Annotated in this window: 3 protein-coding genes and 1 tRNA gene; 3 read left to right on the top strand and 1 reads right to left on the bottom strand. The window is 59.2% G+C overall.

Annotation, left to right across the window (positions count from 1 at the left end; translation table 11 throughout):
• Positions 1-77: transfer RNA gene (locus ACMGE0_RS29980), tRNA-Met, on the top strand.
• Positions 78-699: 622 nt separating this feature from the next.
• Here the strand turns inward: ACMGE0_RS29980 and ACMGE0_RS29975 are convergent.
• Positions 700-2,754 (bottom strand): prolyl oligopeptidase family serine peptidase, encoded by a 2,055-nt coding sequence (locus ACMGE0_RS29975; RefSeq protein ID WP_436819542.1) that lies wholly within the window; start codon positions 2,752-2,754, stop codon positions 700-702.
• 980 nt (positions 2,755-3,734) lie between these two features.
• Here ACMGE0_RS29975 and ACMGE0_RS29970 point away from each other — a divergent pair.
• Both ACMGE0_RS29970 and ACMGE0_RS29965 read left to right on the top strand, forming a co-directional pair.
• On the top strand, positions 3,735-4,670 hold the full coding sequence (locus ACMGE0_RS29970) for a LysR family transcriptional regulator (protein ID WP_436819541.1): 936 nt from the start codon (positions 3,735-3,737) through the stop codon (positions 4,668-4,670).
• Positions 4,671-4,790: 120 nt separating this feature from the next.
• Positions 4,791-5,519, top strand: a complete 729-nt coding sequence (locus tag ACMGE0_RS29965) for a L,D-transpeptidase family protein (RefSeq protein WP_436819540.1) — start codon at positions 4,791-4,793, stop codon at positions 5,517-5,519.
• Positions 5,520-6,000: the final 481 nt, after the last annotated feature.

Below are 6,000 nucleotides of genomic sequence, written 5' to 3'. Positions count from 1 at the left end.
CGCGGGGTGGAGCAGCCCGGTAGCTCGTCAGGCTCATAACCTGAAGGCCGCAGGTTCAAATCCTGCCCCCGCAACCACGCTACAGTATCCCATAATAGCCCAAAACTACGATCCACCACGCCAGAGCACTGCGATCAGACGCTAAATTCCCGACATAAAAGCGCAAAATCCAAAATCGACAGGTGCAAAGCGGGCTGCCGCAGGCGCGGATCATGCGCGTGTCCGATGGACATACGACGTGACGACAGGCCAACGGCACTCCTCTGATAGGCCGGAAGCACCAACGCCGAATGCTTGCTTCCGGATATCCGGAAGCCGCGTATCGGGCTGATCTGGGAAACAAGCGCGACGGCGCTCGATAAACTTTGCAGTTGGTCAATTAGGCGATCCGACCTCGGGTCGGTATTCCCATGACCCAGAGCAGTCTATGGCCGAGCCTGAACGAAATCCTTGGCGTCTGATGCACGGCTCAAACACGGCATCTTCCTTGAACAAGGCGGCGAGTGCATCCGCATCATGCGCAGTTTGGAAGGCGCCGGCCTGCGGGATCAGCTCGATGTGGTTCCCATGGGCGGTTCCTCTGACCGAATGCTCGTCAAAGTGAAATGGACGTGCGCGCTTGTCGCCATCAGGAACAAGCGCCCACCAAGCGAGCGACGAACTCGCTGCGGATGAAGGCGGGACGGCCGCCGCCGTGGGTTACCTTCCGGTTTGGAGGCGCAGGCCTGACCAGTGTGCCGCGAAGGCCCACATGTCCGCCGTCTGCTCGATGATCTTGTCCGTCGGCTTGCCCGCTCCGTGTCCCGCTTTCGTTTCGACGCGTAGGAGCCGAGGCCGATTTCCGAGGGCGGCTGCCTGGAGCGCGGCCACATACTTGAACGAGTGCGCCGGCACCACTCGATCGTCCGTGTCGCCGGTCGTGGTCAGGATGGCGGGATAGTCCGTGCCGTCCTGGACGTTGTGGAGCGGTGAATAGGACAGAAGGTTATCGAAGTCGGCTTGCACCGCCGGGTCACCGTATTCCTGAGTCCAGAACCGTCCGCCCGTGAACAGCGGGAAGCGCAGCATGTCCAGCACGGCGACATCGGGCAAGGCCGCGGCAAAGAGATCCGGACGTTGGTTCACCACCGCTCCAACCAGAAGGCCACCGTTCGACCCGCCGTGGATCGCCAGCCCGTCGGGCGGCGTAATGCCCTCGCGCTTCAGGAATTTTGCAGCGGCGATGAAGTCGTCAAAGCTGTTCTGCTTGTTCGTTAGCCGCCCGGCTTCGTGCCACGCCCGGCCATATTCGCCGCCGCCGCGGATGTTGGGCATGGCGTAGACGCCGCCTTGCTCCACCCAAGCTAGCGCTTCCACAGAGAAATATGGGATGAGCGGAATTCCGAAGCCGCCATAGCCGTACAGCATGGTGGGGGCCGGGCCTGTCACGTCCTTGCGCCGCATGACGAACATCGGAATGCGCGTACCATCCTTCGAGGCGAAGAAGTGCTGCTCCACGACGAGTTGATCGAGATCGCTCGCAATCCGGGGCTTCGCCCAGACAGTGCTCGTGTTGGTCGCCACGTCGTAGCGATAGATCGCAGTGGGCGTATCCTGACTGCTGAAGACGTAGAATGACTCATTGTCGCCAGGCCGCCCCCTGAAGGCGGCAGCCGTGCCGGTGCTGGGAAGTTCAACAACACCATCGCGCGTGCCGTCCAGCTTGAAGCGCTCGACCTGCGTCTTTGCATCCACCATGTAGGAAACCACGAGCCGATCGCCGACGATGTTGCTTCCGAGAATGACGGCATCCTCCCGATGCGGGACGAAGTCCTGGAAAGCCGGCTTTTCCGCATCGAAGTCGATGGCGACGACCTTGCCGCGTTCGGCGCCTTCCTCCGTGGTGAAGAACAACCGCGCGCCGACGTTTCCGATCAAGGTCCATGCATGATCGAGCGAGGAGACCAGCGTTTCGGGCGTCCACCCATCCTCCACCAGATCAATGACGGTAATGCCGTTGCCGCCTCCAAGCCGCGATGAATGGATCACGACATAGCGGCCGTCCGCCGTCGTCAACGCCATGTGGATGAGCGGCTGATCGATGTCGGAAGCGTAGATAAGGCGGTCCTGCGACTGCGGCGTCTCAAGTCGGTGGAAGTTGACGGTATGCTCGAGCACCTGCGCTTCGAAGGCGGCACCTTCTTCTGGCTCGGCATTGCGGGAGTAAAAGAAGCCGGAATCATCCTGCGCCCACCCGATCTTCATGAAGCGCGCCCAGCGGATCTTGTCATCGAGGATCCTGCCGGTGTCGATATCCATCACGCGTATGGTCCGCCAATCGGCGCCGCCTTCCTGGATGGCGTAGGCGAGATAGCGGCCGTTATGCGAGACCGCCCATTCGGCAAGCGCGGTTGCTCCGTCCTCAGACCAGCTATTGGGGTCGATTACAACGCGATCCGTTCCGTTCTCGCGGACATACAGGACGGGTTGCGCCTCCAAACCGGCGCCTCGGACGAAGAAATAACGGTCGCCGCGCTTTTCAGGCGGGATCGGAAGGCGTTCGTGGTCGAAAAGCGCCTGGAGGCGCTGCTTGAACAGGTCGCGACCGGGAAGCGTGGCGAGGTAGTCTTCGGTCAAATTTTTCTGCTTAGTAATCCAGGCTTCAACCTTCCCGTCGCGGCGGATGTCGCCTTCCAGCCAGCGATAAGGGTCGGCAACCGTTGCGCCGAAATGCGTGTCGACTGTGTCGGTGCGCTCGGTGGGCGGATAGGTCATTGTGTTTCCCTTGTTTTCGGATGCCGTGCTAATTTCCGACAGGAGAGCTATGGCTAATGCCGTCGCCGACAGGACGGCCAGCCCCGTTCGCAATGAACGCCGCGCCTCGCGCTTGGATGAAGATCCGCGCCAAGAAAGGCGCGGGATAAGCAATCTCATGGGAAACCCCTTGTTGTCGGGCACCGCCGCTTCTGCTGCGGTCGAAGCCGAGCCGGCGTAGTATCAGCGGCCGACTGTTTCTATCGCCTGCACTCGCGCCGATCAGGATCCCGCCTGCAGCGGTCCCAGCGCGCGCGGTCGGCCATGACCTGAGCGTCTCTTGCAATCTCTTGCGTCAATCGGGTCCGCTCGAGCGACTCCCGTTGCGCGTTGTCGCGCCGCGCCTGTTGTTCCAGCATGCAGTTCGTATAAGCGCGAGACCCGTAGGGTGCCCCAAAGCTCTGGCAGGTATTCGCGTCCCTGTACTGCCGTTCTTCGGCCGACACACACGCTGATAGAGCGAGGCCAACGAGGGCGATGGAGAGGACGGTTACCGCGGGCCGACGATCGTCAATGGAAGGGCGTTGCAGCATTCTGTTGATCTCCTTTCGAGAATGAGCGCTGGCGGTTCGTTGACGACGCGAGCGAGACACAGCGGCGCCCCACAGCGGCCATGACCAGCCGAAACCCCACAGAGCAGGAGAAGATTGCGGCAACATTGTCTGAGTTTAAGAATGCTCCGGGAGCAGTCCGGCCCCCTTGGAAGCGCCTTTCCGGCGCTAAGCACGCAACCGAGAAAAATCAGCGCGCGGCGTTAGGGCACCCGTTCGGGAACATTGCAGTGGTCTTCGCGACTGAGTTCGACGTGGAGAGTTAGCCCGCCCCCTGAAGGCCTCGACCTTGAGCCTCGAAATACGGGGTCTGAACTCAAGATCAGTCGCGGCATGGCCACATTTGCATTTTAGCTATGGCATACTCGATGTGATAGCCAGGAGTTATAAGTGGATTTGAACGCGGCCCTGAAGGCATTCATCAGAACAGTAGAGAAGGGCTCCATGACTGGCGCGGCGCGCGATCTCGGCATCTCGCAGCCCGCCGTCACAAAACATCTTCTCAATCTTGAGCGACATCTGAATGCACGGCTTCTCGAGCGATCGCCGCAGAATATCCGCCCGACCGCACACGGTATGGAGCTTTACGAAGCAAGCCGCGGCGCGATCGCATCCATTGATGCCGCCCTTGAGGGTATCCGATTGAACGTAGGGGAAATCGAAGGCAATCTCCGCATTCACGCCCCATCCTGTATCGGTTCAAAGCACCTTCACGGCATCCTTCTGGATTTTCAGGACCTGCATCCAAAAATCGCTGTCGATCTTGTCTTGGACGACCGTACCGTCGATCTCATCTATGAGAATTTTGATCTCACCCTGCGCTATGGCCGGATAGAGGCTCAGGAGGTCATTGCCCGGCGTTTCGGCTGGATGCAACGTATTCTCGTTGCCGCTCCCAGCTATCTCGAACGCGTCGGCGAGGTGAGATCTCCGGAGCAGTTATCAAGCCTCAGCATAATCTCGACCTTCGTCGTCCTGTCGGGCAAGAATATGTTGCCGCTGATGCGATCCGGATCTCCGACAATCGAAATTCCGGTCAAACCTGTCTTCCGGACGAATGACGCTCACGTTCTTCTCAACACACTCCTGGCAGGCCGAGGGATCGGACAGGTGCAATGGTGTCTCGTAACAGACCTGATCGCCGAAGGCAGGCTTGTGCGCGTGCTTCCCGCCTACGCAGTGAAGCCGACTGAGGCGTTCCTTGCCTACCCGTCGAACAAGTTCATGCGTCCCGTGGTGCGCGCCTTTACCGACTTCGTTATGCCGCGTCTGAAAGAAATTGAAGGAATAAGCCAAAGTCCTGATGATTTGGGATGCGCCTTATAACAATCAGTTATGCGTGCAATTACTCGATAAGCGATAGACATTACTCGGACGAAATTGTTCTTCTGGTCCCGAGATGTTGCCATTCCGGCAACGACGGTTAGAGACCAGTGAATACTATCTATGCAGCTAGTGACCCATCACATATCCCGCCGCACCTTTCTCCTTGGCTCCATGTCCGCCGCCGCAGTTCTTTCCGGCTGCGCGACGAACAACCCAACTCCGGAGCAGATGCCGTTGGCGAAGCAAGTTCAATCACCTTCGCCAGTTGCATCCGATCCTGAGCTTCAGGCTCGTTATGCGGCATTCGAGGACGGAGGGCATTTCGTGCCTGCCATCCCCTACCAGAATATGGACCCGAAGTATTATCGCCAGCGTGTTGCTGACCCGACGGGAGAAAAGGTTGGCACGGTCGTTGTCGATACGCCCAACCGCTTCTTATATCTCGTTGAAGAGGGCGGTACGGCCATGCGGTACGGCGTCGGTATAGGCCGAGACGGGTTTGCCTGGAAGGGCGAGGGTATCATCCACTGGCGCCAGCCGTGGCCACGATGGAAACCTCCTGCAGAGATGATCGCTCGTCAGCCGGAATTGGAAGTCTATTCCGTCGCGAACGGCGGCATGGATCCGGGGATCATGAATCCGCTCGGCGCGCGGGCGCTCTACATCTTCCAGAACCGGCAAGACACTCTATATCGGCTACACGGTAGTCACGAGTGGCAGTCTATCGGCAAGAGCGTCTCTTCCGGATGCGTGAGATTGATCAACCACGACATCGTCGATCTTTATGACCGAGTCCCCTATCATGCGCGGATTGTCGTGCATCAGGAACCCCTTATCAGGACGGTATAGTTTCCGAGATAAGGTTCACGTGCGGGCCGGAAGGACCGTGAACGCCTTTGCACGGCAAGCGGTCGAAAACGCCCGACGAGAAGAGACCGCAACTATTCCCTCTGCTCATTTGCGAAAGCACAGCTTGAGCGTCATCCTGAGTGGCAGGATGTTCTTCGCAAATGAGCGACTGCCCAGGAGCCCGGCTGCACAGCATTAGAGGATAGCATGCAGAAAGAACCCCACCTATTCCAGGAGGCAGATAAGACCCTAACCGCCGCTGTCGATGAAGCTATTGAGCGCGCCGCCCAGACCGCAGGGCATGAACTTCAGTCGCTCGGTGTCGGCAGATCACCACAGGACTACTTCGCGGACGCCGTCCTCCGCCACCTGTTCCTACGCCTGTGTGGGGCCGACTTGAGAACCAACACGGGAGGAGATCCAGAAACGGCATGGAAAATCCTCTATATGGGCCGCAGCGTTGCCCGTCACTGGGAGAGAG

This window comes from Neorhizobium descurainiae (genome assembly GCF_051400715.1).
Taxonomy (GTDB): domain Bacteria; phylum Pseudomonadota; class Alphaproteobacteria; order Rhizobiales; family Rhizobiaceae; genus Neorhizobium.
Note: the sequence above shows the minus strand (reverse complement) of the source record. Positions and strands in the feature narration are given on the sequence as shown.